Genomic DNA, 5,075 nt, shown 5'->3' with positions numbered 1-5,075 from the left:
CCGGGGCCGGCGCCCCTCCGCGGCCCCGCGGGAGCGGAGGGGCGCCGGCACGCAGAGAGACCCGACTCCCAGGGCCGACAAAACCATAGACCCCCCCCCAGCATGCGGAGGGGCCCCTCGGCGAGGCCCCCCTCCGCGGCCGGCGCCGGGAAGCGCGGGCCGGGCGCGCAGCAGCAGGCGCCCCCTTATCGAATCGCCCCCTCGCTACCTCAGCGAAACGGGCCTCTCGCCATCGCCTTCCACCCATTGCAGCTTCTTGCTGGTCGCCTTGATCACAAAGAGCAGAGCGATGATAGCGACGTTCATGGCGATGCACAGTCCGAACACCGCGTTGAACGTGCCCGTGGCCGAGTAAACGGCGGTCATGATGGGCATGCCGAACGCTCCGGCGATGTAGGCCACCCCGCATACGATGCCGAAGATGCGTCCGTAATCGCGAGATCCGAACACGCTCATGAGCAAGCACGTCAGCCCTGAGCCGGCCACCACGTACATGACGTCGTTCACGCCTGCGCCGACGATGGCCAACCACGGCACCCCCGCCGAGCATATGAGCATCACGAACGAGACGATGCTCACCACCGTCCACAGCACAAGGGCCTTGAAGGATCCCAGCTTGTCGCACGCCGAGCCGACGGCAGGATTGAGGAAGATGTCGAACAGGGATGCCGACGAAACCATGATGCTTCCCGTCATCGCCCCCAGGCCGACCTCGACCGCGTACGTCGGAAACAGCTGGTTCATGCACACAGTGATCTGCACGAAGCACAAGAACAGGATGCACGCGATGAACGCAGGGGACTTCACCGCCACCCTGAACGGCACACCTCGCGTGGCAGCCATCTCCGCACCGCCCTCTTCGGCTGCATCCGACTCCTCTCCGTAACCGTACGGAAGCATGCCCTTGTCCGAGGGCTTGAAACGGATGATGAACATGATCGACGGGATGACCAGGACAGCCGAAACGGCGGCCAGCACCAGATAGCCGTTCCTCCAGCCGACGGATTCGATGACCGCGGTTATAACCGGGCTCATCACCACCATGTACACCGAGTTGACCGCCCAGGCCAAGCCGATGGCGAGGCCCGCCTTTTTCCTGAACCACTGGTCGATGACGGCCGACATGCACAAGCCCGTGGTGAACGACATGCCGAACCCGATGACAAGCCCGGAAAGCAAGAACAGCCACACGTTCGAATAAAACGCCATGGCCGCTCCGGCCGCCAGAAGAACCACGGCCACCGCAACGTGCGTCCAGCGTCCGACGACCTTCGGAAGGATCTTGCCGACGAACATCATCGCCACGGCGATCCCCACGAGCGTCGCCGTGAAGTAATACGAGAACATGTTGTAGTCGATTCCCAAATCGTCGCAAACCGGCGTCATGAAGCAGCCCGCGACGACGCTGTAAGAGCCGGTGGTGCCCGCCGACATAAGGCCCAGCCCCAGCACCAGCACCCAGGCGAACTTGCCCGAGCTTTTCAAATCATGCGCATGTTCCATAGGTATCGTTTCCCTTCAAACGATGAGCCGGGGCGTCTGCGAGCTTTCTCCCTGTGTCGCCGCGGACGCGAAGCGCAGGGCACGACGCCCCGGCAAGCGCTTTTACAGTCCCAGCACAGCCGCCATGATGGCCTTGATGGTGTGCTGGCGATTCTCCGCCTCGCGGAAGATGACCGAGGCGTTCCTCTCGAAGCACTCGTCGGTGATCTCAAGCCCCTCTTCGATAACCGTGCGCTCGAAGTCGTTCGGCGCTTGGGCGAGCAGCTTGCGACCGATCTCATGGTCGGCGTTGTGCACGGAGGGAAGCTCGTGCATGCAGAAGGCGTCTCGATTCCCCGTGCGCTCGCACAGCTCGCTCGACACGCGGTACGGCAAGAGGTCGTTCACATCGCCCATCCACGAGTCGTACTCTTCGGGGTCGAGCACCTGGTCGCTCACGTCGGGACTGCGGTAACGCCACACCTCCGTGGTGATGACGTCCGCGCCCTGCACCGCATCCACATCGCTGGTGACCGTGAACTCGCAGTCGGGGCTCCAACGGCGATACAGCTCGGCGATCTCGTCGATCCAAGGCTGGCGAAGGCGATAGCGGGGGTTCTCGGGGCCGATCACGCGTAGGTTCATGCCCAAGATGGCGCACAGGCGTCCGTAGAAGTACGGCATGCCGGAGCAGTTGCCCACATAGGCCATCGTCTTGCGGCGGCTCGAGCCCAGGCCGCCCCACTGCTCCTCCATGGTGAGCGCGTCGGCGAGCATCTGCGTCGGATGGTCGTCGAGCGTGAGCGCGTTGATAACCGGAATGTCGCAGTAGCCGGCGATCTCGTACAAAAACTCCTCGCGCAGCTGCGCCCTGATGACCAGCAGGTCGTACATGCCGGACAACACGCGGATCGCATCCTTCATGCTCTCGTCGTAGCCCATATGGGAGTTGGTAAGGTAGGTGAAGCCCATGCCGAGGTCGTTGCAGGACGTTTCGAACGCACAGCGCGTACGTGTCGAGCTCCACATGAAGTTGGCCACAACGTTCTTACCGCAGAAGTGCCGCTGGTCGACGCCGGCCTTCTTCTGCGCTTTCAATTCCCATGAAAGGTTGATCAGATAGCGAAACTGATCGGGCGTGAGATCGCGAAGATTCAGGATGTCCCGTCCGACAAGGTTGTTGTTCATGGCTTCGGTCCTTTCTGATATCATGAATGTGTTTGTCTGCATGCCGCGCGAAGTCTGCCAGGACCGTTCGCGCGGCGCACTTCTTGCCTACGCCTCGGCACGAACCGAACCGGAGGCCGCAACGTTCTTCGTCCAGCAATGCACGCCGCCGCCGGTCATGTTGAGCGCCAGGCTGTCCACCATCACCACCGTGCGATCCGGAAAGCATTCCTCGAGCACTGCCCGCGCAGCTTCGTCTTTCTCTTTGATGGCCGCATCCATTCCCTCGCGCCAATAGCGCTGGCCGACAACAACGCCGTTGCAGATGAGGAAGTTGCAGTACCCCGTGGAAGCGATGAGGTGGATATCGCCCCCTGGCCACGGCGTGCCGTCGGCGAACGATCCGCCCATCTCTTTGATGGGCCCCTCGTACAACCCGTAGTTCTCATCGTCCTCGGTAAGCACGTAGTCGATTGCGATGGGAACGGGCATGCGCTTGATGACGAAGGGATTGCCCTGAGCGTCCGTTTCCTTGGAAAGCACGTCGAAAGCGGCATCGAGACGCCTCTTGTTCTCTGCGTTGACTTCGCTCGCACGCGCTTCCTCGTCGGTCACCTCGGCGAGCAGGATCGTGTTCGCATCCACGAAGCGGCACATCTCGTCGATATGGGCCGCGAAGCTCGATCCGAGGTACGGCACGCCATCGCGATACTCCAAAGGCCCGTTGCGGAAATCGTCGTCCTCAAGCATCGGACGCGGGATCCAGATGACCTTCTCCACGTTGTAAAGGCGCTTAAACTCCGCTTCCACCTGCTCCTTCGTAAGCTCGGGGTTGCGCTTGCGCACCTCGGTGTCCTCAATGCACATCATGACGCCCTGGCCGTTGAACTCCCGATCGCCCCCCTCCGACACGATATCCGAGTTCACCACGTCGAAGATCCCCAGCGACACGCCCATCTGCACGGCGGCGATGCGCGATTGCACGCAGTACGGATCATCGACCGGCAACGTCCCGTAATAACTCCAATTTGGATTGACGAGGACCCTGCCGCCCCGATCGTCCACCACAACCGTAGGCCCGTTGTCGCGCACGTAGAAGTTGGGATCTTTGAACTGCACGAATTCGATTTCCTCGATGCGCACGCCCCCCTCCAGCAAACTTGCCCTGGCGCGGTCGAGAACGCCCTCGGCACCGCAGTTGATGCGGAGCGTTACGTCACCGTGCTCTTGGAGCGCTTTCACGATCTCGACGCACGACTGGCTATTGTCGTAACCCTTCATTTGGTAGGCGTCGGGGATCCATTCCATGAAGACGTCTGACTGGGGTTCGAACTCCCCTGGATGCCGATAGTTCTCTAACACGGGTTCCTCCTCCGTGCCCTGGGAAGCGAACGCTCTCGTTCTCTTCCAACACTGTGTATGGTGTTTACCTACCGGTAAGTAAGTATTACTATAGCAAGCGGCCACATTAACGTCAATACGCAACGCGAAGGAGGCTTGTAGAGAAACAGCTCGGGGGAAATCGACGGACGACATAGGTTCCTAGAACTATATCCGACCTGCTCACGTATATGCTATTGTGATATTGGAATCGTTTTTAAAGAAAGGCTTGCTACTGTGAGCGAACAGAATACCAAAGACAGGATACGAGAAGCCATGTATTCCCTGGTGGCCGAAAGAGGCTACGACAAAGCTTCGGTAAGCCAGGTATGCGCTTTAGTCGGAATCTCCAAACCAGCACTCTACTACTATTTCGCATCGAAGGAAGAGCTGTTTCTCGACATGGTTAAGAGCCTCTATCCCGTGCTTGATCCGGAAGACAAAGGGTTCATCGCCATCGTCGACACAAACGAGTACTTCGCGTACCTACACACATTGGGCCGCTCCATCCTCGCCAATTACCATGGCGACGAAGAACGGCGTCGCGTCCTCGCCGAAATAGATATGCAAGCCGCAAGGATGCCCGCCCTCGCCCAACATCAGCAAAGACTGACAAAAAGCACTATCGACGCTTTCGCTGCCGTCCTGAAGCATGGCGTGGACATCAGGGCGCTTCCAGAGAACTACGACATCGAGGGTGCGGCGCAATACCTGTTTGTCATCACCTCAGGCTTTAGCACGGTCGTAGCGCAAAACGCCGACGTTGACACAGTTGCGATATGGAACAGGGCAATCGACCTGCTCCTTCTGGACGCTCAAAACCGCTGACCGATTTACTCCATATCATCATGCGAAAAGCCGACGTTGCAAATATGCGCCGCTTCGCTCAGGTTCCCCATCTTCCAACGAGTCCCACCCGATCAAGACGTCAGAACCACAGTGCCAAACAGCGTCGCAGAGAAACCGAACCGGGCGGAAGAAGCGCAGGAGGCGGACTTCCATCATCCGCGCCCAAGCGAAGCGCGCGCGCAGCGCGAACGCCGCGA

Annotated in this window: 5 protein-coding genes; 1 reads left to right on the top strand and 4 read right to left on the bottom strand. The window is 60.0% G+C overall.

Annotated elements, in window-relative coordinates:
- Positions 1–204: 204 nt before the first annotated feature.
- The 3 genes from B5F40_RS15530 to B5F40_RS15520 form a co-directional block, all read right to left on the bottom strand.
- Entirely contained in the window at positions 205–1,503 is a 1,299-nt protein-coding gene (locus B5F40_RS15530; protein ID WP_087195180.1) for an MFS transporter, read from the bottom strand.
- Between the two features lie 102 nt (positions 1,504–1,605).
- Complete coding sequence (locus tag B5F40_RS15525) at positions 1,606–2,670, bottom strand: ornithine carbamoyltransferase (RefSeq protein ID WP_087195179.1); 1,065 nt, start codon at positions 2,668–2,670, stop codon at positions 1,606–1,608.
- An 87-nt stretch (positions 2,671–2,757) separates the two neighbouring features.
- Positions 2,758–4,011 (bottom strand): agmatine deiminase family protein, encoded by a 1,254-nt coding sequence (locus tag B5F40_RS15520; RefSeq protein WP_087195178.1) that lies wholly within the window; start codon positions 4,009–4,011, stop codon positions 2,758–2,760.
- Between the two features lie 255 nt (positions 4,012–4,266).
- Between B5F40_RS15520 and B5F40_RS15515 the strand changes: the two genes are divergently transcribed.
- Positions 4,267–4,857, top strand: a complete 591-nt coding sequence (locus tag B5F40_RS15515) for a TetR/AcrR family transcriptional regulator (protein ID WP_087195177.1) — start codon at positions 4,267–4,269, stop codon at positions 4,855–4,857.
- A gap of 18 nt (positions 4,858–4,875) precedes the next feature.
- Here B5F40_RS15515 and B5F40_RS16485 read toward each other — a convergent pair.
- The coding region (locus B5F40_RS16485) for a hypothetical protein (RefSeq protein ID WP_204217453.1) at positions 4,876–5,075 on the bottom strand (200 nt) is incomplete at its 5' end.

Source organism: Gordonibacter sp. An230, assembly GCF_002159915.1.
In the GTDB taxonomy this organism is placed as follows: domain Bacteria; phylum Actinomycetota; class Coriobacteriia; order Coriobacteriales; family Eggerthellaceae; genus Rubneribacter.
This window is presented reverse-complemented; position numbering and strand designations above follow the sequence as displayed.

Excerpts from the sequence above, each read along its gene's own strand:
- B5F40_RS15530 (WP_087195180.1), bottom strand. The coding sequence starts at position 1,503 with ATGGAACATGCGCATGATTTGAAAAGCTCGGGCAAGTTCGCCTGGGTG.
- B5F40_RS15525 (WP_087195179.1), bottom strand. The coding sequence starts at position 2,670 with ATGAACAACAACCTTGTCGGACGGGACATCCTGAATCTTCGCGATCTC.